Annotated in this window: 25 protein-coding genes; 15 read left to right on the top strand and 10 right to left on the bottom strand. The window is 62.3% G+C overall.

Features of this window, described 5'->3' with window-relative positions:
* Positions 1-17 precede the first annotated feature (17 nt).
* The 4 genes from IE123_RS05765 to IE123_RS05750 all read right to left on the bottom strand — a co-directional run bounded on the left by IE123_RS05765 (position 18) and on the right by IE123_RS05750 (position 4,578).
* Positions 18-2,249 (bottom strand): TonB-dependent receptor, encoded by a 2,232-nt coding sequence (locus IE123_RS05765; RefSeq protein ID WP_189516069.1) that lies wholly within the window; start codon positions 2,247-2,249, stop codon positions 18-20.
* A gap of 230 nt (positions 2,250-2,479) precedes the next feature.
* Positions 2,480-3,133, bottom strand: a complete 654-nt coding sequence (locus IE123_RS05760) for a TPM domain-containing protein (RefSeq protein ID WP_189516067.1) — start codon at positions 3,131-3,133, stop codon at positions 2,480-2,482.
* 23 nt (positions 3,134-3,156) lie between these two features.
* Positions 3,157-3,903, bottom strand: a complete 747-nt coding sequence (locus IE123_RS05755; protein WP_189516065.1) for a TPM domain-containing protein — start codon at positions 3,901-3,903, stop codon at positions 3,157-3,159.
* Between the two features lie 39 nt (positions 3,904-3,942).
* Entirely contained in the window at positions 3,943-4,578 is a 636-nt protein-coding gene (locus IE123_RS05750; protein WP_189516063.1) for a LemA family protein, read from the bottom strand.
* Positions 4,579-4,796: 218 nt separating this feature from the next.
* Between IE123_RS05750 and IE123_RS05745 the strand changes: the two genes are divergently transcribed.
* Positions 4,797-5,192, top strand: a complete 396-nt coding sequence (locus tag IE123_RS05745) for a hypothetical protein (protein WP_189516061.1) — start codon at positions 4,797-4,799, stop codon at positions 5,190-5,192.
* A 29-nt stretch (positions 5,193-5,221) separates the two neighbouring features.
* Here the strand turns inward: IE123_RS05745 and IE123_RS05740 are convergent, their stop codons facing one another.
* Positions 5,222-5,386 carry a hypothetical protein gene (locus tag IE123_RS05740; protein ID WP_189516059.1) on the bottom strand — a complete coding sequence of 55 codons (165 nt, stop codon included), beginning with the start codon at positions 5,384-5,386 and terminating at the stop codon, positions 5,222-5,224.
* A gap of 4 nt (positions 5,387-5,390) precedes the next feature.
* Here IE123_RS05740 and IE123_RS05735 point away from each other — a divergent pair, with 4 nt between their 5' ends.
* The 4 genes from IE123_RS05735 (at position 5,391) to IE123_RS05720 (ending at position 7,661) form a co-directional block, all read left to right on the top strand.
* Positions 5,391-5,561, top strand: a complete 171-nt coding sequence (locus IE123_RS05735; protein WP_189516057.1) for a hypothetical protein — start codon at positions 5,391-5,393, stop codon at positions 5,559-5,561.
* Positions 5,562-5,593: 32 nt separating this feature from the next.
* Positions 5,594-5,863, top strand: coding sequence for a DksA/TraR family C4-type zinc finger protein (locus tag IE123_RS05730; protein WP_189516055.1), 270 nt, complete (start codon positions 5,594-5,596; stop codon positions 5,861-5,863).
* 129 nt (positions 5,864-5,992) lie between these two features.
* Positions 5,993-6,196 (top strand): hypothetical protein, encoded by a 204-nt coding sequence (locus IE123_RS05725; protein WP_189516053.1) that lies wholly within the window; start codon positions 5,993-5,995, stop codon positions 6,194-6,196.
* Entirely contained in the window at positions 6,189-7,661 is a 1,473-nt protein-coding gene (locus tag IE123_RS05720; RefSeq protein ID WP_189516051.1) for a sodium:solute symporter family protein, read from the top strand. Before IE123_RS05725 ends, IE123_RS05720 begins: the two co-directional genes overlap by 8 nt.
* A gap of 100 nt (positions 7,662-7,761) precedes the next feature.
* On the opposite strand, the gene IE123_RS05715 is transcribed toward IE123_RS05720, so the two are convergent.
* Complete coding sequence (locus IE123_RS05715; protein WP_189516049.1) at positions 7,762-8,442, bottom strand: alpha/beta hydrolase; 681 nt, start codon at positions 8,440-8,442, stop codon at positions 7,762-7,764.
* Positions 8,443-8,660: 218 nt separating this feature from the next.
* Positions 8,661-9,323 carry an alpha/beta hydrolase gene (locus IE123_RS05710; RefSeq protein WP_189516047.1) on the bottom strand — a complete coding sequence of 221 codons (663 nt, stop codon included), beginning with the start codon at positions 9,321-9,323 and terminating at the stop codon, positions 8,661-8,663.
* 203 nt (positions 9,324-9,526) lie between these two features.
* On the opposite strand from IE123_RS05710, the gene IE123_RS05705 reads away from it, so the two are divergent.
* The 7 genes from IE123_RS05705 (at position 9,527) to IE123_RS05675 (ending at position 15,253) form a co-directional block, all read left to right on the top strand.
* Positions 9,527-9,814 carry a DUF4235 domain-containing protein gene (locus IE123_RS05705; protein WP_189516045.1) on the top strand — a complete coding sequence of 96 codons (288 nt, stop codon included), beginning with the start codon at positions 9,527-9,529 and terminating at the stop codon, positions 9,812-9,814.
* A 130-nt stretch (positions 9,815-9,944) separates the two neighbouring features.
* Complete coding sequence (locus IE123_RS05700) at positions 9,945-10,124, top strand: hypothetical protein (protein ID WP_189516043.1); 180 nt, start codon at positions 9,945-9,947, stop codon at positions 10,122-10,124.
* Complete coding sequence (locus tag IE123_RS05695; RefSeq protein ID WP_189516041.1) at positions 10,121-10,891, top strand: metal ABC transporter ATP-binding protein; 771 nt, start codon at positions 10,121-10,123, stop codon at positions 10,889-10,891. Before IE123_RS05700 ends, IE123_RS05695 begins: the two co-directional genes overlap by 4 nt.
* On the top strand, positions 10,888-11,769 hold the full coding sequence (locus tag IE123_RS05690; RefSeq protein WP_189516039.1) for a metal ABC transporter permease: 882 nt from the start codon (positions 10,888-10,890) through the stop codon (positions 11,767-11,769). Before IE123_RS05695 ends, IE123_RS05690 begins: the two co-directional genes overlap by 4 nt.
* Positions 11,770-11,802: 33 nt before the next feature.
* Complete coding sequence (locus IE123_RS05685; RefSeq protein ID WP_189516037.1) at positions 11,803-12,792, top strand: metal ABC transporter solute-binding protein, Zn/Mn family; 990 nt, start codon at positions 11,803-11,805, stop codon at positions 12,790-12,792.
* A gap of 134 nt (positions 12,793-12,926) precedes the next feature.
* Complete coding sequence (locus IE123_RS05680) at positions 12,927-14,402, top strand: protein adenylyltransferase SelO (protein WP_189516035.1); 1,476 nt, start codon at positions 12,927-12,929, stop codon at positions 14,400-14,402.
* A gap of 41 nt (positions 14,403-14,443) precedes the next feature.
* Positions 14,444-15,253, top strand: coding sequence for an SDR family NAD(P)-dependent oxidoreductase (locus IE123_RS05675; RefSeq protein WP_189516033.1), 810 nt, complete (start codon positions 14,444-14,446; stop codon positions 15,251-15,253).
* Here IE123_RS05675 and IE123_RS05670 read toward each other — a convergent pair.
* Positions 15,250-16,284: an oxidoreductase gene (locus IE123_RS05670; protein ID WP_189516031.1), complete on the bottom strand. Its 1,035-nt coding sequence runs from the start codon at positions 16,282-16,284 to the stop codon at positions 15,250-15,252. The two genes, IE123_RS05675 and IE123_RS05670, sit on opposite strands and share 4 nt — an antisense overlap.
* Positions 16,285-16,376: 92 nt before the next feature.
* Between IE123_RS05670 and IE123_RS05665 the strand changes: the two genes are divergently transcribed.
* Both IE123_RS05665 and IE123_RS05660 read left to right on the top strand, forming a co-directional pair.
* Entirely contained in the window at positions 16,377-17,186 is an 810-nt protein-coding gene (locus IE123_RS05665) for a TraX family protein (protein WP_189516029.1), read from the top strand.
* Between the two features lie 25 nt (positions 17,187-17,211).
* The gene (locus tag IE123_RS05660; RefSeq protein ID WP_229819629.1) at positions 17,212-18,078 is read left to right on the top strand and encodes a M23 family metallopeptidase; all 867 of its coding nucleotides are present in this window, start codon (positions 17,212-17,214) and stop codon (positions 18,076-18,078) included.
* Between the two features lie 26 nt (positions 18,079-18,104).
* On the opposite strand, the gene IE123_RS05655 is transcribed toward IE123_RS05660, so the two are convergent.
* Positions 18,105-18,548, bottom strand: a complete 444-nt coding sequence (locus tag IE123_RS05655; RefSeq protein WP_189516027.1) for a hypothetical protein — start codon at positions 18,546-18,548, stop codon at positions 18,105-18,107.
* A gap of 143 nt (positions 18,549-18,691) precedes the next feature.
* Complete coding sequence (locus tag IE123_RS05650; RefSeq protein ID WP_189516025.1) at positions 18,692-19,855, bottom strand: phosphoglycerate kinase; 1,164 nt, start codon at positions 19,853-19,855, stop codon at positions 18,692-18,694.
* Positions 19,856-20,281: 426 nt separating this feature from the next.
* Here IE123_RS05650 and IE123_RS05645 point away from each other — a divergent pair, with 426 nt between their 5' ends.
* The gene (locus IE123_RS05645; RefSeq protein WP_189516023.1) at positions 20,282-21,334 is read left to right on the top strand and encodes a class I fructose-bisphosphate aldolase; all 1,053 of its coding nucleotides are present in this window, start codon (positions 20,282-20,284) and stop codon (positions 21,332-21,334) included.
* The last annotated feature ends 92 nt before the right edge of the window (positions 21,335-21,426 follow it).

The raw sequence follows: 21,426 nt of genomic DNA, 5'->3' as shown, positions 1-21,426 counted from the left end.
CTGCCCCGAACTCTGCGTTACCAGTTCATGTTCCAGCCCAGCGAGAAGGTGCGCCCGCGACCCTGAAACTCGTAGAGTTCCTCGGGGCCATAGACAGGGGCATAGAAGATCGCTGCGCGCTGGCCCCATACGGTGGCGTACTTTTTGTCCAGCAGGTTGTCGATGCCGGCCGTAAAGGTGCCGTAGCCATCGGTGCGCTGGCGGGCGATCAGATCAAACGTCGTGACGCCGTCGATCTCGTTGTCGCTTGAGGCACCAAGCTCTGAAGCATCGTCAGACAGATCAAAGGCGTGATTGCCCTGCAGGCGCAGCGAGCGATCGCTGTCAGCCCACTCCACAAAGGCCGTCGCGCTGGACAGCGAGGCGTAGCGGGCATCGCGCCGGTGCCAGTCACCGTCGTCCCCGAGCTGTTCGGAGCGGGTCAGATGCGCGGTGCCACCCACTTCCCAGTGATCGCCGATATAGCGTGAGGTGGCGGCCTCAAGGCCGTAGTCGCGACGCTTGTCATCAATGATGCTGGTGCCCAGCTGGCGGTCGTTGTCCAGCGCCCGGTCCGACCAGGCGTAATAGAGCGCGACCTGACTGTTCCACGTGCGGCTGCGATAGCCCCAGCCCAGCTCGACCTGATCGGTCTTGATGCCCTCTACGGCGTTGTCGCCGATATCGAACTGCGCGTTGTTATACACCGCGCCGATGTTGGGCAGCTCAAATCCCTGGCTGTAGTTCGACCAGAAACGATGGCCGCTGTCGTACTCCTGTACCACGCCCAGGTTATAGAGGGTGTTGCTGTAGCTGTTGCGCCCGCCGCTGTTGCCGTCGGGCGTGTCGTTATTGAAGGCATCGACATCCACCTCGGCGTGTTCCTGGCGTACGCCACCCTGGACCTTCAGCCGCTCGGTGGCCTGCCATTCGAGCTGGGCATAGCCGGCGATGCCATCGACCGAATAGCCCGGGTAGCGCGGCCCGGTGCGGTCGGTGGCCAGACGCAGACCGCCGGTGGCATCGGCAGTGTCGCGTTCAAAAAACGCCTGATCGGAGTTGAAGCGCTCGTGGTAGTAGTCAAGGCCATAGGTCAGCTCGAGATCATCGCGCAGCGCCGCCACGAACAGCGCCCGCGCCCCGCCCAGGTCGGTGCGCTGCTCGGAGGCGCGAAACTCGACAGCGGTGTTGTCATCCACGTAGTAGGGGAAGGGCGAGAAGGTGCTGTCCTCCTCGCGATAATACGCCTGAAAATAGAAGTCCTGCCCCAGCAGGTCAGCGTGGTGGTAGTTGGCGTTATAGAGCTTGCGCCGGGTGCGCGGGTCACGATCGGCATCGTAATGGCCGCGAATGTCGGCGTTGTCCAGGCTGCCCTCGGCCAGTTCCGGGAAGCGTACGCCACGATCGCCTTCAAAGCCCGAGTCATAGTGCTGGGCCAGCAGCGACAGGCTCTGATCCTCGGCCAGGTCGATATCCACCCGGCCCAGGATATCCACGGCGCGGTTGTCCTGCAGATCGGTCTGGGCCAGATCCGGAAATATCTCCCGGTTGTCGCCGTCGTAAAAGCGACCGTTCTCTTCATAGGCTACGCTCAGCCGACCGCGCACGCGCTCGCTGCCACCCGAGACTGACTGGGCCACGCGCCGGTCGAAGTCGCGATGGTTGTTGAGCCCGGAAGTAACGCCCACCCGCGTTTCAAAATGCGGCCCGCCCGCCTCGGGCGTTTTGGTCACGATATTGATGGTGCCGCCGGTGGCGTTGCCGCCGTAGAGACTGTTGGCGCCGGAGAGCACCTCGACGCGCTCGATATTGAACAGATCGATCGAGTCGAACTGGCGTGACAGTCCCCGGGAGCTGGTCATCGACACGCCATCGATCAGGATCTGAGGGCTGCGCCCGCGCAGGTTCTGGCCATACTCGGTGCGCCCTTCCGGCGCGAAGTCGAGTCCCGGAATCAGCTTGCCCAGCATGGTCTTGATATCCTCACCGGCCTGGGCCCGGCTTTCGATCTGCTCGCGATCGATGAGCCAGACGGCGCCGGGAATCTGGTCGGGCGAGGCCGGAGAACGCGATCCGACCACCACCATCTCCTCCTGCGATTCGAGGGTGTCGCTGAACGAGTCTGCCGTGGTCGTGATGGTCGTGATGGTCGTGATGGTCGTGGATGCCGGTGACGACGGCGCCTCGGCCACGGCCGTGAGCGGTGCCAGCAGCAGGGCGGTCGACATCATGACCGTCAGCGGTGCGACGGCATGGTTTCGATAGGACATGTGGGTTCCCGGAGTCTCGTTGTTATGTGATTTCTTGAGAATGCTTATTGTTCACGATGAGACGCTACCCAGGGGCGAAGCGGTCGACAACCCGACAAGGGATGATGACTGAGCAGGCTTCAGTTTGACCCTGGCGTGGCGGAGGCGCCTGCCTTTGTAGAAAAGATGTCACGTAAAAAAGCCACCCCGGTGGGTGGCTTTTGATACCAACAGTACCGGCCAATGCTGCGTTAACCGATATCGCTGCGGGCCAGTACCACCAGTCGGTTGGGCAGTTCGTTGCGCTCGTGTGTGGCGGGCACATGGGTTTTCAATAGCGTCCCGCAGGCCTCGACGCAGTCGAGAAAGCCCTGCTGGGTCTGTCCCGCGCGCACCTTTTGGGTGAAATCGTTGACGATATCGGTCCACACCGTGTTGTCCAGCCGGCGTGAAATACCCTCATCCACCAGAATCTCGACGTAGCGCTCGGCTTCCGATACGAAGATCAATACTCCGGTGGCATCCTGCGTATGGTGCAGGTTCTGCTCGAGAAACTGTCGCCGGGCGAGATTGGATGCGCGCCAGAAGCGCACATGACGTGGAATCAGCCGCGTGGTGATACCGGGCAGCCGAAAGATCACCGCCAGTGCCACAAACATGACCCATTGCACCAGCAGCATGATCCAAGGGCCGGTGCCGAACACATCAAGGCCGAGCCAGCCCGCCAATACGGCCAGCGCCCCGGGCACGATCAGGGCGGCAAGCCCTGCCCAGAGCAGCGGGATGTAGGCGTAATCATCGGCCTGTGCGGCCAGCACCGTCACAATCTCGGCATCGGTATCGCGCTCGACGCGTGCTATCGCGTCACCGACCTCACGCTGTTCGCTCTCTTTCAGTAATGACATACCGCGTTATCCCTTTAGAGTCGTTACCAGCCGCCGGAAGCACCACCGCCGCCAAAGCCGCCGCCGCCACCGCTGAAACCACCACCGCCGCCGAGACCGCCACCCGAGCGGCCACCGCCGCCGAGCATGCCGCCCAGCAGCATGCCACCCAGCAGGCCGCCTCTACCGCGACCGCCGCCGCGCACGATCATCATGACGATGAACATTAAAATCGTCAGCCAGATGCCGGCGCCGCCCAGCTCATTGGATTCGCGTTCGGGACGCTGCCTGGACGTCTGCGCCAGCGGGTCGCCACCGAGCACCTGGATCATGGCCTGGCTGCCTTCAACAATCCCGCGGGCGTAATCCCCCTCACCAAAGGCCGGCGTGATCACCTGATTGATGATCATTGAGGACTGCGCATCGGTCAGGCGCCCTTCAAGGCCATAACCGACCTCGATACGCACCTGGCGCTCCTCAAGGGCCACGATCAAAAGTGCCCCGTTGTCCTCGCCCTCCTGACCGATGCCCCATTCGCGACCGAGCTGATAGCCATATTGCTCGATGGTCTCTCCGCCCAGATCGGGCAGGGTGACGACCACTACCTGTTCGCCGGTGGCCTCTTCGTGGGCGGCCAGCGTTTTGGAGAGCTGCGTCTCGGTGGACACATCGAGCAGTTCGGCGTTATCCACCACGCGTCCGGTCAGCTCGGGGAAGTCGGGTGCGGCATGTACGGCTGCCGTGCACAGCAGCAATAAAAGACCGACGGCGAGCGAGCGTGTCAGTCGCATAAGGCATTCACCTGTCGCATTGGAAATTTATCGGGGGCATTAGAAATTCACCTGCGGTGCCTGGTCTGCATTCTCTGCGGTGGCTTCGAAGTTGGCGCGGATCGGCATGTCGCTGTACATGATCTTGTGCCAGATGCTGCCCGGGAAGGTGCGGATTTCGGTGTTGTAGGCCTCGACCGACTGAATGAAGTCGCGACGCGCCACCGAAATCCGGTTTTCCGTGCCTTCAAGCTGTGACTGCAGGGCCAGGAAGTTCTGATTCGACTTAAGCTCCGGGTAGCGCTCCGAGACCGCCATCAAACGGCTCAGCGCGCCGCTCAGCTGCTGCTGCGCCTGCTGGAACCGCTGAAGCTGCTCGGGGTCGTTGAGCGTATCGGCATCGACCTGAATCGAGGTCGCCTTCGAGCGCGCCTCGATCACGGCCGTCAGCGTCTCCTGCTCCTGATTGGCGTAGCCCTTCACCGTCTCGACCAGATTGGGAACCAGATCGGCGCGGCGCTGGTACTGATTCTCGACCTGTGCCCAGGCGGATTTCACCTTCTCATCCAGTGTGGGGATGTTGTTGATGCCACAGCCGGAAAGGAATACACACAGGCACAGCAGCGCCAGCCACTGCCAGTGAAGGCGTCCCGGGGCGGTGCGGGAGGAAGAAGAACGGTCGTAATACGTTGGCATGATTCGGATTCTCGAACGGACAGGCTTGAAGGTTCCAGGTTGATGGTCCATCACCGTGATGGACCATCGATGATGTCAGTCTAGATGCCGGCGCGCCAATCGTCGTCGTTGATGCAATGCCGGCGCGTGTACGAGACCAGAGCAGTACCTTAAAAGAGGTGATTCATCCCGGCGCCCGCTATGCTCATGACTGGTATGGACCACCACAGGACATCATCATGAAAACATCACGGATCGCATCCTGGGGACTGACACTGGCGTTTGTGCCCATGCTGGCGCTGGCTTCCTCGCAGCCGGACGAGGCGCGCCCGGGCAGCATGTCGTCTCAGTCGATGGAGAGTGCCGGTCAGAACATGGAGAACGCTGGTCAGACCATGGAAGGCATGCCGCGTCAGGGCGGTGCCTCCGGACTGGAGAGTCAGAACGGCAGTATGCAGCGAGAACGTCAGCAACAGATGCAGGAGTCACATGCGCCATCTTCTCCGGCCATCGGAACTCATGACCAGCGTCAGGAAGCGGGAGCCGGCAGCATGAATGCTGACAACACCACCAGAATGGAGCAGGGCACCGGCGATATCCCCGATCAGCGCACTCAGGATGACACTGCGCCGTAAGCAGCTTGAGCTGCATTAAACCGCCTGTCTCATGACGAGGCAGGCGTATTTTCTGATTCCATGGCACCCGTTCGTCGATTCAGCCCCGTTACCGCCCACGCCATCAGCGCCACGACGACCAGCAGCCAGAGGTTGAGCAACTGCCAGCCCCGCCAGGTGTTGAGTGGCCCTGCCAGCAGCGCTGAAAGTGTCACGAGCGTGAACACCACGCAGTCATTGAGCGCCTGGACCCGGGGTGCTTTTTCGGCAGTGTGTATCCTTGTTAGCCAGACGCAGCAGGCCGGGCTGGTACTGGGCTATGCTGGAAGTCATGAAAAGGAGATCGCCCGTGCCGGTGGCTGGCTGGCGCGGGCGTGGCAGAGTCTTTAATGCTCGGTTTTTCAGCGTTAGGGGAGAGCATCATGGCCGGTGGCTGGACAAGAGATGGCGCGGTACAGGATCAGATCGACGATACCGTGGAAGAGGGTGTGGCGCGGGCGCGCAGTCGGCTGGTCCATCACGGCGAAAGCCTGGAATTCTGTGAAGCCTGCGAGGCACCCATCCCCGAACGTCGGCGCGAACTGGTGCCCGGGGTTCGCCTGTGCGTGGACTGTCAGGCCGAGGAAGACCGCCATACAAGCCGCAGTGCGGGTTTCAACCGACGTGGCAGCAAGGACAGTCAGCTGCGCTGACAGGATAGAGTCTTCAAACGCCGGGCCTGTAGGCCCGGTTTTTTCGCCTCTTACGCTTTTTGCTTATTTCGAGCATAACTGCGTCGCGCTATGCTGCGCGCCTGATATCACGGACAGGCGGAGGGCGCGATGACCACGGGGCGCTGGGTGGGCGTAATAGGGTTATTGGTAATTCCGGGCATTGTGGTGCCCTTTACGTTGCTTTCCCGGGTGCAGGCCTGGTATGGCAGCTTTCTGCTCTGGAGCGTGCTGGGGCTTTTGGTCATCGTGCTCAATGCGCTGGCCACGCGCCATTTTGCGCGTGCATCCAAGGAGGGTGACAGGCATGAGTGAGTCGCTGATCTGGAGTGCCGTGGCGCTTTATCTGGTGGTCTCACTGATGGTGGCCTGGTGTTCGCGCACGGGGCAGCGTGCCAGCATGGCGGACTACTTTCTGGGCAGTCGGCAGATGGGTGGCGTGGTGTCGGCGCTGAGCTACAGCGCGACCACCTATAGTGCCTTCATGATGGTGGGGCTGGCCGGGCTGACCTATGCCGGCGGGGTGGGCGCCTTTGGTTTCGAGATCCTGTATTTTGCCGGTGTGTCGCTGGTGGCCATCTTCGGGCCGCGTTTCTGGGCGGTCGGGCGCCATTTCGGTTTCGTCACGCCCGGCGAGATGCTCGGGCACCGTTATGAACATCGCGGCGTGGCGGTGGCGGTGACGCTGACCAGCTGTCTGTTTCTGATTCCCTATGCGGCGGTGCAACTGGCAGGCGTCGGCTATCTGCTCTCCGGCATGAGTGGTGGGGCAGTGTCGTTTATCACCGGCGTGGTGGTGGCTACGGTACTGGCCATTGTCTTTTCCCGAGTAGCGGGCATGCGCTCGGTGGCCTGGACCGATTCGCTGCAGGCGCTGTTCATGATTGTGGCGTCAACAACGGTGGCACTGCTGGTCGTGCAGGCGCTGGGCGGGTTTGGTGCGCTCTTTGAGCGGCTGGCGCTGGAACACCCGCAGTCGCTGGTGGTGCCGGGTAATGGGGTGTTCAACCTGGTCAACTTCCTGGGGCTGACCCTGCCCTGGTTCTTTTTCAGCCTCTCCAATCCGCAGGTCAGCCAGCGTCTTTTCATGCCGAAGGATCTCTCCGCGATGCGACGCATGCTGCTGGGATTTCTGGTATTCGGCTTTATCTACACGCTGGTGTCGGTGCTGTGGGGCTTTTCGGCGCTGGTGGCCTTTCCCGACCTTGCAAGCCCTGATCTCGCCACGCCGACGCTTCTGGCATCAACCCATGTGCCGCCGGTGCTGGGGGTGATCGTGATGGTGGGTATTCTGGCCGCGGCGGTATCGACGATTGATTCCATCATGCTGACGCTGGCCTCGATGATCGCGCGCGATCTTCGCGTGCCTTCGACGGGAGGGGCCGGGAAAGAGGCCGGTGAGCAGGCTCAGCTGCGGCTGGGTAAATGGGTCATGCCCCTTATCGCGCTGATCGCACTGGGCTTTGCCGAGTTGCGGCTGGATCTGATTGCGGTGCTGTCGGTGGCCTCATCCAGCGGGCTGGTAGTGGCCGTCCCCGCCATCGTGGGGGCATTTTTCTGGAGCCGGGGCACGGCAGCCGGTGTGCTGGTCAGTATCCTGGGAGCAGGAGCACTGGTACTGGCAAGCTTTGTGACCGGCATCAAGCCGCTGGGAATGCCGGCGGGCCTCTGGGGGCTGCCAGTGGCGACGCTTTTGTATATCGCAGCAAGCCTGGTCACCCTGCCGCCTCGTCACGCCGGGCAGTTCATGCAGATTGCCGCCCGGCAGGGACGAGGATGACGTCTCTGGTGACAGTGAACATCGCCACCCACGACAGCGCCGCCCGAAGGCGGCGCTGTGGGGTCAGACGCTATCAAATCCGTTAAGCAGACGGGCCGAATCAGGCGACCAGACGAGTACGAATCAGGCGGGTGACCAGCCAGGCGCGCAGCTGGGAAAGCTCATCAGCGCAGAACTCGTTGCCCATGGTATGGGCATGATAATCCACGCTGTAGCCCATGCGGGTGAACTGGTCGGCACGCTGGCGGGCGGCAGCTTCACCGACGACCGGGTCCTGGCGACCGTGATGCATGGTGATCAACAGGTGACGGTTGGCGTCATGGGTGTTCGAGGGCATCGTGCCCAGTGCGGTGGACAGCAGCATCAGCCCGCCCAGCCCCTTGCGATAGCCCAGCGCAGTATGGGCGGCGATATCCGCGCCCTGGCCGAAACCGCCCAGAATGATACGACTGGCGTCGATGCCATCGGCCAGTGCGCTGTCGATGCGCATTTCAACCTGACGCACTGCGTCCACCATCTGCTGCTGGGCATGACCGCTGGCAACCTCGCCGGGAGCAGCGTCATACCAGGCGCTGGCGCGCTCGCCCTGGCGGCATTCCAGCTGGCGCATCGGCGCACCGGGCAGCATGAAACGCACGGCGCTGCTGGCCGGCAGGCTCAGGGCGTGAAACAGCGGCTCAAAGTCATAACCGCTGCCGCCCTGACCGTGCAGGAAGATAACGCAGGCGTCCGCCGGACGGCCATTGGCGGGTTCGATAATCGATGACTGGGCAAAGGACATGTCGACACCTTGAGAGACGATGAAAGCGATGCCCTTAGGATGCCGCTGGCAGGTTCTCCTTTCCGTGCCGTAAAAGGCGATCAGCCTCGCCGGCGCCGTGTTTAGGCGCCCCGGCATGGCAGGCATGGCTTTTCTGATGCCGGGCATGAACATCCCTAGCCGCCTTTTTGCCGGCCAGGGCTGAGTGCGCTCATGAGCACGTGCCGGGTGGCCCCTGTTCAGGTCAGCCGTGCAAGCAGCCACCGACGAATGGCCGGTACCTGATCGGCGCTGATGGTATGAGCCATCGGCCAGGTGCGGTATTCCACGTCATACCCCATATCGCTCAGACGTTCGGACGCGCGGCGCCCGAGTGTCTCATCCACGATCGGGTCCTGGGTGCCGTGGTGGATCTCGATCGGCGTGTCGCGATTGGCCGCATCAACCTTGATGCTGTCAGCCGTGGCAAAGTAGGTCGACATGGCCAGTACCCCGGCGAGCGGCTCAGGGTAGGTCAGGGCCGCTTCATAGGCGACCGCGCCGCCCTGGGAGAAGCCGGCCAGCACGATGCGGCGACTGTCGATGCCGCTGGCAATCTGCTCATCGATGAGACGATGGATGCGTTTTGCCGACTCTCGCAGCTGGGTTTCATCGATCTCGCGATTAAGCGTCATGCTGGTGATGTCATACCAGGCCGGCATGGTCATGCCGTTGTTGACGGTGATCGGCAGCATGGGCGCCTGGGGCGACACAAAGCGCACCGCCAGATCCTTGGGCAGTGACAGCGCCGGCAGGAGCGGGTCGAAGTCATGGGCGCTGGCGCCCAGGCCGTGCAGGATGATGACCACGGCGGTGGCAGGCGTGTGTTCGGGCTCGACGATGACGGGGGGCTGTTCGGTCATGGGGTGTCCTGTACTTCCTTGATGAGGATCATTGGATGGTGCGGGACTACCTGCGTGCTGTCCATGGGGATAATTGATCCCTGTGCCATGAAGCGAGCTGGTGGGGAAGGGGTGCATCGACCAGGCTTGCAACAACATGATGCCTTTCGAGCATCGCAGGGACGGTCGTTCGGCCGGTTCGTTGTCTTTAGAAGGAGATTGCCATGAAGTCACATACGCTCTGGACCATCGTGGGTACCGCCACAGCAGGCGCTGCCGGCATACTGGTGCGTCAGACCATGAAGCAGACCTTTCGCTACGGGGTCTTCGAGCCGCCCGTCAATCCCGATCGTGATGATATCGATTGGCGTCAGGCCATCCTGTGGGGCGCTGCCAGTGGCATGGCCGTGGGGGCGGCCAGAATCGTGGGTTGGAAGATCGCCTCGGCCGGCATGCGGCGTACCCGCCGCTCGCGTCGTGGTCAGCGCCTGCTGGCACGCATCGAGGATTGATCATCCGGTGTGATGCCTCGACATGACGCCGGGCGATTGCACAACCGTGTCTCTCGTGTGATGATACTTTATAACATTTTTGGTGCCGAGTGCTTGTCCGCTCGGCATCGTGCCGTCATGGAATCACGTCGTGTCTCGTCATTTTTCTTCTATGGATGATTCGTCGGGCGCCGAGCGCTCGCGCGATAATGTCATGACCCGCTGCAGGCGCTCCATACTGGCCTCCTCGGTCGGTTGGCGGCTGCTGCTGGCGGTCGTGGGGCTGGTGGGACTCTGGAGCATGGTGCACTGGGCGGTGGCCGTCCCATGAGCTGTCCTGACCCAAAGGGTGCGCCGATTCACCTTGAAAACCTGACCATTACCTACCAGCGCCATCCTGCCGTCCACCATGTGACCGGCAGTTTCGAAGCCGGCAGTCTGACGGCCATCATCGGCCCCAATGGCGCCGGCAAGTCCACCCTGATCAAGGCGCTGACCGGCACCATGGCCGCTTCGGAAGGCCGAATCGATCGGGCCGGCATGTCGGCCAGTCGCTACGGCTATCTGCCCCAGGCCGCCGAGGTCGATCGCAGCTTCCCCCTGAGTGTTTTCGATACCGTGGCCATGGGCGACTGGCATCGTCTGGGCGTTTTTGGCGGCATGAAGCGCCAGGATGTGGCTCGGGCGCTGGATGCCCTCGACAAGGTGGGGCTTGGCGGTTTCGAGCAGCGTCGCATCAGCGAGCTCTCCTCCGGGCAATTCCAGCGCGTGCTGTTTGCGCGGCTTTTGCTGCAGGACGCGCCGGTCATTTTGCTCGATGAGCCCTTCAATGCCATTGATGAGCGCACGACCCGGGATCTGCTGGCGCTGATCCGTCACTGGCACGAGCATGGCCGTACCGTGATTGCCGTACTGCATGACATGTCTCAGGTGCGCCAGTGTTTCCCGCAGACGCTGTTGATGGCACGCGAGGCCATTGCGTGGGGCGCCACGGAAGATGTTCTGCAGGAGCACAATCTGCGCCGGGCCAACATGATGGAAGAGTCCTGGCGCGAGGATGCCCATACCTGTGCCGTGCATGAGGAGGCGCGAACATGAGCCTTCTCACGACGGTGTATGACGCAACGCTTGCCCCCTTTGTGGATTTTGGCTTCATGCGCCGGGCCCTGGTGGCCTGTATCGCGCTGGGGCTGGGCTCGGGGCCGGTGGGGGTTTTGTTGATGCTGCGGCGCATGAGCCTGGTGGGCGATGCCATGAGTCACGCCGTACTGCCCGGTGCTGCGGTCGGCTTTCTGGTGGCGGGGCTGTCGCTGCCGGCCATGGGGCTGGGCGGGCTGATCGTGGGACTGGCCGTCGCGCTGCTGTCCGGGCTGGTCAGCCGCACGACAGCGGTACGCGAGGACGCAAGCTTTGCCAGCTTCTATCTCACTTCGCTGGCGGCAGGTGTCCTGATCGTGTCGCTCAAGGGCTCGAGTGTGGATCTGCTGCATGTGCTCTTTGGCACCATCCTCGCCATCGATCAGGACGCGCTTTATCTGATCGCCGGCATCTCGTCGCTGACGCTGGTGCTGCTGGCGCTGATCTATCGGCCGCTGGTCATGGAGTGCTTTGATCCGGGCTTTCTACGCGCGGTCGGCGGGCGCGGGCATCTCTATCACGTGCTGTTTTTGCTGCTGGTGGTGCTCAATCTGGTCGCCGGCTTCCAGTCGCTGGGCACGCTGATGGCCGTGGGCCTGATGATGCTGCCGGCGGTGGCGGCGCGTTTCTGGGCGGTGAGTCTGCCGGGCATGATGTTCAGCGCCATGCTGGTGGCCTTTCTGGCCGGCGTTATCGGGCTCAATATCTCCTTTCATACCGGGGTGGCCTCGGGCCCGACCATCGTGCTTTCGGCCAGCGGTATCTATCTGCTGTCGTTTCTTTTCGGGCGGCTGGGCATCGTGCGTCAGCGCCTGTCACGTCCGCACCTGGCCGGTTAGGCCGGGTGTTTCACTGTTGAACGGGGAGCAAGCATGAAGATCAGCGTCTGGTGGGCCGGGGCCGCAATGCTGGCACTGTCGCCGCTGTCGGCGGCGGTGGCGCAGGCAGCAGAAGTCAAGGCCGTGGCCTCCTTTACCGTACTGGCTGATGTGGTCAGTGAAGTCGGGGGTGATCGCGTCGAGGTGACCAGTCTGATTGGCACCAACGGCGATCCGCACGCCTACGAGCCCTCGCCCAGCGACGTGCGTCGCGTGCGCGATGCCGACGTGGTGTTCATGAGCGGGCTGGGACTTGAAGGCTGGATGGGACGACTGATCGATGCCTCAGGGTTCAAGGGCCGCCCGGTGGTGGTCTCCGAACACATTCATACCCGCGAGATGGGCGAAGAGACGCACGGTCATGGCCACGACGAGGCGCACGGCCACGATGAGGCCCACGGTCATGATGAAGCACACGCCCATGGCGGCGGCCACCATCACCATCATGACGGGCCTGATCCGCACGTCTGGAACAGCCCGGTCAACGTTGAGGTATGGGTCGACAATATCGTGACGGCCCTTTCAAAGGCGGACCCGGCCGGTGCCGATGAATATCAGGCCAATGGCGATGCCTACAAGCAGGAGCTCGCGTCGCTGGATGACTACGCCAGAAAGCAGTTCGATGCGATCCCCGAGGAAAAGCGCAAGATCCTGACGTCTCATGACGCTTTCGGCTACCTGGGCGACCGCTATGGCGTGACCTTTCTCTCCCCGCTGGGCATGACCACCGACAGCGAGGCCTCGGCCCGCGATGTGGCCCGTCTCATCACCCAGATGAAGGAAGAGCATATCGGCAGCTACTTCTTTGAAAGCTCCAACGATCCGCGACTGGTCGAGCAGATTGCCAATGCCTCAGGCGCCGAGCCCGGCGGTGAGCTTTATGTAGAAGCGCTCTCCGATGCCGACGGGCCGGCACCTACCTACGCCGACATGTTCCGCTTCAACGTCGATCAGATGGCAACGGCCATGAAGAAAAACGACTGATTTCGACGTTTTAACGTCTCGTTCAGGGCCCGGTCACCGCAAGGTGTGCCGGGCCTTTGTGTCGGTGATGTTCTACCCTTTTTTATCCGGACGGATCATTTCATCTATACGCGGCGTCTGCCGCTGGAGTCACCATGTTTCCGACCTTTACCCTGCGTTATGCACGTCTGCCAGATCGTTTTTTTGAGCCCTTTACGCCGGTCCACGTCGAGAAGCCCGAGCTGGTGGCCTTCAATCGGGAACTTGCCGAAACGCTTGGCTTTGATCTCTCGGCTTTCAACGAGCAGGAGGCAACCGAGTGGTTTTCCGGCAACGAGGTGCCCGAGGGCGCCGAGCCGATTGCTCAGGCCTACGCCGGCCATCAGTTCGGTGGCTTCTCGCCGCGGCTTGGCGATGGTCGTGCGGTGCTGCTGGGAGAGGTGACCGACCGTGATGGACGCCTGCGTGATATTCAGCTCAAGGGCGCCGGCCGTACACCCTTTTCCCGCGGGGGGGATGGTCGAGCGCCGCTGGGGCCGGTGCTGCGCGAGTATCTGCTCAGCGAGGCCATGCATGTGATGGGCATTCCCACCACGCGGGCGCTGGCGGCCGTGACCACCGGTGAGCGGGTCATGCGGCGCATGCCCGAGCCCGGCGCGGTACTGACGCGAGTGGCCTCAAGCCATATCCGGGTCGGTACCTTTCAGTACTTTGGCTCGCGTCATGACGTTGAGGCCGTACGTACCCTGGCCGATCACGTGATCGAGCGCCACTACCCCGAGCTGCTCGACACCCCCGAGCAGGATCGCTATCTGGATCTTTTAAAGGCGATTCAGCAGCGTCAGGCACAGCTGGTGGCGCGCTGGATGGGGGTAGGTTTCATTCACGGCGTGATGAACACCGACAACACCTCGATTTCCGGCGAGACCATCGACTTTGGCCCCTGCGCGTTCATGGAGCGGTATGACCCGGGTACGGTATTCAGCTCGATCGATACCAACGGCCGCTATGCCTACGTCAATCAGCCGGTGATTTTGCAGTGGAACATGGCCCGCCTGGCCGAGGCGATGCTGCCGCTGTTTGATAGTGATGAGCAGCGCGCCATCGAGCGCGCCACCGAGGTGGTGCAGGGCTTTGCCGAGACCTACGCGGCTGCCTGGCTTGCGGTCATGCGCGACAAGCTGGGTCTGAGCCAGCCGGAAGACGGCGATCAGGTCCTGATCGAGGCCCTGCAGGAAGCGATGCGCGTCGGGCGCGCCGACTTCACCCTGACCTTTCGCCAGCTGGGTGAATGTGCCCGCGGTGAGGACGGTGATGCCGCACTGCTGGCGCTGTTTGAGCAGGACGCCGGCATCCGCGAATGGCTGCCGCGCTGGCGTGAACGTCTGGCACGTGAACAGGCCAGCGGTGATGAGATCGCGCGTCGCATGCACGCGGTCAACCCGCTCTATATTCCGCGCAACCATCAGGTTGAACAGGCGCTGAGTGCCGCCGCCGAGGGGGATTTTGCGCCGTTCGAGACGCTGCGCGAGATTCTCGCTCACCCGTTTGATGAGCAGCCCGGGCGCGAGGCCTGGACATTGCCGGCCGCGCCGGATGAGGCCGTATTTCGCACCTTCTGCGGCACGTAAACAAGCGGTAGCCGACCTGCAGATATCCAAAGGAGACAGGGATGACCCCATCGAACAGGACGTTCGCACTGGTGACCGGTGCCACTAACGGGATCGGTCTGGAGCTGGCCAAATGCTTTGCCAATGACGGTTACGATCTGCTGATCGTCTCCCGCGGCAGCCAGCTGGAAGAAACGCGCGAGATGCTGGAAGGCTACGGCGTCACGGTCACGACCTGCGCCGCCGACCTGACCCGGTTTGAAGAGGTCGACAAGGTGTATCAGGCCGTGGTCGACAGCGGCCGAACGCTGGATGCCGCTGCCCTCAATGCAGGCATAGGGCTGGGCGGTGCCTTCGTGGATGGCACCGCGTTGGAGGACGAGTTTTCGCTGATTCAGATCAACGTGATGTCGACGGTGCAGCTGACCAAGCGGCTGCTGCCGGCCATGGTCGAGCGCGGTGAAGGGAAGCTTCTGCTGACATCGTCGATTTCGGGCACCACGCCGATTCCCTTTGAAGCCGTCTATGGCGCCTCAAAGGCCTTTATCAATTCGTTTTTCTACGCGGTGCGCAACGAGATCCAGGGCTCGGGCGTGCAGATGACGCTGCTGCTGCCCGGACCGACCGAGACCAACTTCTTTCACCGCGCCGGTCAGGATGAAACCGAAGTGGGCGCGATGGAGAAGTTCGACCCGGCCGATGTCGCCCGTGATGGCTATGTGGCCCTGATGAGCGGCCATGACACCGCCTATGGTGGCGGCTCCTCGGTGGAATATGAGGCGGAAGTGCTCAACCGCATGGAGAGCGAGCTGCAAAAGGCCCAGCGCCATCGACTCATCTCGGCGCCGGGCTCGGCCAGTCGTCCACGCTAGTCGAGTACGATCTCGCGCCCGGTGGCGCTGCTCTCATGGGCGGCGTCGATCACGCGCATCACATCAATTGCCTGCTCGGGGGTGACCGCCAGCTCGGCCTGGCCGGCCAGGTGCGCGACGATATTGTCGTAGTAGGCGCGGTAGTCGCCGAGCGCGTTATCAATGGATTCGCGCTCGCCGGTATCTCCCTGGTAAAGCACGCCGCGCGTGGGGTCTTCCCCCCAGCCGGGCTGGCCCGGGACGCCGCCGTCGCGCAGGGTCTGCTCCTGGGTGTCGATGCCGTGCTTGATATACGAGGCGCGGGTGCCGTCGACGGCGTAGCGCAGCCCATCATGAGCGCTCATGGCATGACTTGAGAGCACGACCCGGTGGTCGTCATAGCGCAGCAGCACGTGGAAATAATCCACCGCGCCACCGTTGGGCCGCAGCGTGGCCAGGTCGGCGTAGACCGCTTTGGGCGTGCCGAACAGGGTCACGGCCTGGTCGGCCAGATGCGCGCCCAGATCATACCAGGCGCCGCTGCCCGGGCCGGGACGCTCACGCCAGCGGTCACGTACCTCGGGGCGAAAGCGGTCAAAGTGCATGTGGCAGCGGGTGACGCTACCCAGCCGATCGGCGTCCAGCAGGGCCTTGAGGGTCAGGAAATCGGCGTCCCAGCGACGGTTCTGGAAGACGCTGAAAACTCTGTCATGATGGCGGGCGCAGGCGATGATACGTTCAAGCTCTTCCCCATCAAGCGCTACGGGCTTGTCGACCACCACGTGCTTGCCGGCCTCGAGGGCGGCGATGGCAAACCCGGTATGGGTGTCGTTGGGTGTGGCGATCACGATCAGATCGACCTCAGGGTCCTTGAACGCCTGTTCGGCCGTTGGGTAGACCTCGACGTCGGGCAGCTCGGCGTGAACGTCGTCAGCGCGGCTGGAGACCACGCCCGTGAGCGTCATACCCTGGGTGTGGCGAATCAGGGGAGCATGAAAGACGCGCCCGACCAGCCCGTAGCCGATAATGACGGTCCTGAGAGGGGAGTGCATGAACTACCTCCGTGTTGTCCTGTGAACTTGCGCCGCGCCATTTGCGGCCTGTGGTGTTATTTCTGCCAACCTGATCGAACAATGGAGCGCGCATGACCGATACAACCGCTCAGCCCCCGCCGGCCTTCCGGCAGGCCCTCCTGTCGCGCTGGACGGACTGGGGCAAGTGGCTGGCCCTGATCTCCATGACCGTGGATCACGTAGTGCGCTATGCGCTCTCCAACGAGCTTGCCTGGCAGTTCAGCTGGGCCAGTTCCACCATCGGACGGGTGGCCTTTCCGCTGTTTGCCGCCATGGTGGCCTGGCACGGGCTTTTCGATACCCGCAACCCCATGCGCTATGCGCGTCGCATTCTGATCATCGGCCTGGTGGCCCAGTTACCCTATATGCTGATGCCACGCTACTCCAGTGTACTGGTGATCAACGTCTGCTTTACGCTGGCCTTTGGCCTGGCGTGGGGCGCGTGGCTGCGTCAGCTGATGGTGTCACCCCCAGGGGAAGAGCGCACCCGGGTGCTGAGTGCGGCCGGCGTGGCGCTTTCCCTGATCGCCTGGTATACGGTGGGGCCGCTTTTGGAGTACGGCCGCTTCGGTCTTTTGATGGTGCCCGGCTTCATGCTGGCGATGGCCTGCTATCGACACTTTGATCATGGGCTGGCGCGCATCTGGGCCTGGCTTGCGGGCGTGCCGATCCTCTGGATCACGGCCCAGCTCAATATCTATACAATCAGCAAGAGCGTGGCGTTTTCGACCACGCTGGTGGTGCTGGTGATCGCCGCGGGGCTGGCGCGCTTTATCCCGGGCGTGGTGCGCATGCCGCGCTGGCTGTGGCTTGGCTGGTACCCGGGGCATCTGGCCCTGATTGCCCTGATCGTCTATCTCCCCTATATGCTGCCCGTCTGACAGTCACCCGACAGTGAGTAATGCCATGTTCCCTGATGCAATGAGTTCAATGATCGGTCTGCGACGCGCCCTGTCGAGACTGCTACCGGTGCTGATGATGGTCAGCGCGCTTGTGGCCGGGCCCGCGTCTGCCGAGACGCAGGTGCCCATCGTCTTTCCCGAGCAGGTCCAGCAGGGAAGCATGGTGATCGGGCGGGTGCCGCCCGGTAGTCAGGTGACGCACGCCGGACGCACGCTGGGCGTGACCGACTACGGCACGGTGGTGCTGGGCATCGGCCGCGAGGCCGAGGGCACCAGCGAGGTGACGGTGACGCCACCTGGTGGGCAGGCGCGCACGGTGGGCATTCGGGTCACCGAGCGCGACTTCCCCGTCGAGCGCATCAATGGCGTGCCGCCAAAGACCGTCTCGCCACCGCCGGAGATCGCCGAGCGCATTCGTCGTGAGCAGGCGGGCGTCAGTCAGGCGCGCACCCGCGATGAGCGCATTACCGATTTCGCCGAGGACTTTATCTGGCCGGTCAAGGGGCGCATCAGCGGGCGCTTTGGCAACCAGCGCGTCTACAACGGTACGCCGGGCTCGGCGCATTCAGGTATGGATATTGCCGCGGCCACGGGTACGCCGGTCAAGGCGCCGGCCGGGGGCATCGTGACCTTTGCCAATCCGGACCTGTATCTGACCGGCGGCACGGTGCTGCTGGATCACGGCTACGGCATCAGCTCCAACTTTCTGCATCTGTCAAAGCTGGATGTGAAGGTGGGCGATCGTGTGGCGCAGGGCGATGTGATTGGCGAGGTGGGGGCGACCGGTCGGGCGACCGGACCGCATCTGCACTGGGGCATGAACTGGTTCGATACCCGCATTGATCCACTGCTGGTGCTCGAACGTCAGTAACGGACGGACAAAAGGCCGCGGACGGTTCAGTCCGCGGCGTGATCGCTCACCGACTGGCGGTACTGGCGGATCAGACGCTTGATGAGCAGCGAGATCAGAAATACCAGCCAGCCCACCGTCATCAGCAAACAGGCCAGGGTCCACTGCTGGGCATCGGGCAGACTGCCGACAATGCGCTCCAGCAGCCACCACAGCGGCGGAGCCAGCAGCATCGGTGGATAGAGGATGTGCATCCACATTTCGGTGCGACGCTTTCTGACCCGGTAGCGCGAAAGGGTAAGCTTGAGCGGCTGCCAGAGCAGCGTGATGAGGGCACAGATCAGTACCAGCAGGGTTGCCAGCAGAAAGACAAGACTCTGATGGTTGACCAGTGACCACTGAATGCTCCAGGCATAGCCTACCCACAGGGCGCCTTCGAGCAGGGCGGCCGAATCCGGCCAGCTACCGGCATAAAAGAGTCGTTTGTTCATGAAGGGCCTTTCTTGCACTTTGTCGCAGTGTAGCGCCGAGAAGGCAGCACGGAAACATGATGGTAAAACGGCGTTACACAAAAGGCCCTGCCTTCTTTTGAAGGCAGGGCCTTTTTTCTGCAGGTCAGTGCAGGCGCCGGGGATTACTTCGCGGCGTCGCGCAGGGCACTGACGGCTGGCAGGGTCTTGCCTTCCACGTACTCCAGGAAAGCGCCGCCACCGGTGGAGATATAGGAGATATCGTCGGTCACATCGTACTTGTCGATGGCCGCCAGCGTATCGCCACCGCCGGCAATCGAGAAGCCGTCACTGTCGGCAATGGCCTTCGCCATGGCTTTGGTGCCGCCGCTGAACTGATCGATCTCGAACACGCCAACCGGGCCGTTCCACAGGATCGTGCCGGCTTCGCGCAGGGCTTCGGCGTAGGTTTCGGCAGTCTTGGGGCCGACATCAAGAATCATTTCGTCATCACGCACGTCATCAACGTTGCGGGTGACGGCTTCGGCCTTGTCGGAGAACTCGGTAGCCACGACCACATCGATGGGCAGGGGCACATTGACCTTCTCCATCAGCGCCTTTGCCTGCTCTACCAGATCGGCTTCATACAGTGACTTGCCGACGTTGTAGCCGGCAGCGGCAATGAAGGTGTTGGCGATACCGCCGCCCACGATCAGCTGGTCGCACTTGTCAGACAGGGCGTTGAGAACGTCCAGCTTGGTCGAGACCTTGGAGCCGCCAACGATGGCCACCATCGGACGCTTCGGGTTGGCCAGGGCCTTTTCAAGCGCGTCCAGCTCCGAGGAGAGCAGCGGTCCGGCACAGGCGTCCGGGGCGAAGCGGGCCACGCCGTGGGTCGAGGCCTGAGCGCGATGCGCGGTGCCAAAGGCGTCCATCACGTAGACGTCGCAGAGGCTGGCATATTTCTTCGCCAGTGCTTCGTCGTCCTTTTTCTCGCCCTTGTTAAAGCGCACGTTTTCCAGCAGTACGACCTCACCTTCCTTCACCTCGGGGTCCTGCTCCAGATAGTCGCGCTCCAGACGCACCGTCATGCCCAGCAGTTCACCCAGGTGATTGGCCACCGGTGCCAGCGACTCTTCATCGTTGGGCTCACCTTCGGTCGGGCGCCCCAGATGGCTCATCAGCATGATGCGCGCATTCTGTTCAAGGGCCGTACGAATGGTGGGCAGGCTGGCACGAATGCGGGCATCCGAGGTGACCTTTCCATCCTTGATCGGCACGTTGAGATCCTGACGAATCAGGACACGCTGGCCGGCGAGGTTCAGCTCGGACATCTTGCGCACAGTCATGTCGCTACTCCCGTTTTGGCGTTAAGTGGTCAGCATTGAGCGGTGATATGGCCCGCCTGATGTCAGCAGGGCCAATTGGAAAACTGTCTCCAGCATAGCAGGGACACGGAAAACGAAGACAGTCGCGCCGGGCGCCATTATTGACTGTTAGCGCGTGCTCACGGGCATGAGACTTTCGTCCAGGGGGTATGGTGGCGCGCATCATGGTCAAGTGGTGCGTGTCATCCAGCCCTCACAATGAGCGCCCGTCATGACGGCCCTGAGCACGTGGTCGTCCGTGACAGACATGCAGTGCAGCCACCTTCATGCGTGAATACTACTGACAAAACATGACATGAACTGCAACGTATAGTTGCTTATGCTGTTCAGGCCGCGGCATTGGCCTGCGGCAATGCAAAATCTTTCGTAGAAAAGAGGATGAAGATAATGACAGATATCGCCAGGCTGCTGGGAGAGGAAGCGGATAGCCTGTTGAACCATACCTGTGCCGGGTTCAGGAAAGAAGACCTGCACCTGCCGGGTCCCGATTTCATCGATCGGGTCATGATGGACAGCAACCGCTCGCCGCATGTACTGCGCAACATGCAGACCATCTTCAACCACGGCCGACTCGGTGGCACGGGCTACGTCAGCATGCTGCCGGTGGATCAGGGGATCGAGCACTCAGCCGGTGCTTCCTTCGCTCTCAACCCCCAGTACTTTGATCCGAAAAACATCATTGAGCTGGCCATTGAAGGCGGCTGTAACTGCGTCGCCTCCACGCTGGGCGTGCTGTCTTCGGTGGCGCGTCGCTACTCGCACCGCATCCCGATGATGGTCAAGCTCAACCACAACGAGACGCTGACCTATCCGGCCATCTACGACCAGACGCTGTTCGCGCAGGTCGAGCAGGCCCATGACATGGGCTGTGTCGCGGTCGGTGCCACCATCTACTTCGGTTCGCCCGAAAGCCGCCGCCAGATCCAGGAGATCAGCGAAGCGTTTGAGCGCGCGCATGAGCTGGGCATGGTTACCGTACTGTGGTCCTACCTGCGTAACCCCGAGTTCAAGAAGGACGGTACCGACTATCACGTCTCTTCTGACCTCACCAGTCAGGCCGTGCATCTGGCAGCGACCATCAACGCCGATATCGTCAAGCAGAAGCTGCCGGAGAACAACGGCGGCTATCGCGCGGTAGGCTTTGGTCATACTCATGATCGCGTCTATGACGAGCTCGTCAGCGACAACCCGATCGACTGGGCGCGCTATCAGGTCGTCAACAGCTTCATGGGCCGTGCCGGTCTGATCAACTCAGGTGGTGGCTCCAAGGGCCATTCCGACATGGGTGAAGCCGTGCGTACTGCCGTTATCAACAAGCGTGCCGGCGGCATGGGTCTGATTTCCGGACGCAAGGCGTTCCAGAAGCCGCGTGAAGAAGGCGTGGCGCTTTTGAACGCCATTCAGGACGTCTATCTCGACAAGGACGTCACCATCGCCTGATCGGTATATGGTGCGCGTCACACAAAAGGGCCCGGCGATTGCCGGGCCCTTTCTTTTGTCGGCACCTTTGTCAGTGCCGCCATGAGGCTGTC

Source organism: Kushneria pakistanensis, from assembly GCF_014652795.1.
Classification (GTDB): domain Bacteria; phylum Pseudomonadota; class Gammaproteobacteria; order Pseudomonadales; family Halomonadaceae; genus Kushneria; species Kushneria pakistanensis.
The sequence above is the reverse complement of the archived record's forward strand: the minus strand, read 5'-3'. Positions and strand labels throughout refer to the sequence as shown.